1 protein-coding gene is annotated in these 218 nt (G+C 46.8%); it reads right to left on the bottom strand.

Annotated features, from left to right (window positions below; all coding sequences use genetic code 11):
• Positions 1-32 precede the first annotated feature (32 nt).
• Positions 33-182 carry a hypothetical protein gene (locus tag AC0QH1_RS00610; RefSeq protein ID WP_324628793.1) on the bottom strand — a complete coding sequence of 50 codons (150 nt, stop codon included), beginning with the start codon at positions 180-182 and terminating at the stop codon, positions 33-35.
• Between the last annotated feature and the right edge of the window lie 36 nt (positions 183-218).

A 218-nucleotide genomic window follows, 5' to 3' on the forward strand; every position in this document is an offset into this window, starting at 1 on the left:
CTTGCTTGTCAGTCCGGAAAGCAATCAGCCAATCAGACTATAGTTCTCTCAAACATTGCTTGATGAGTTAACTCAGCGCGATCGCTCTGACAAAACCCAGAAATGCGATCGCCGTAACTAAACCCAGAACTGCGATCGCCGTGACCAAACCCAGAACTGCGATCGCTCCCCAATCCTCCCATAATTTTCTCTACCTAACACAATACCATGTTTCGATA

This window comes from Phormidium sp. CCY1219, from assembly GCF_055795085.1.

Coding starts and splice junctions, on each gene's coding strand:
- AC0QH1_RS00610 (WP_324628793.1), bottom strand. CDS start 182: ATGGGAGGATTGGGGAGCGATCGCAGTTCTGGGTTTGGTCACGGCGAT.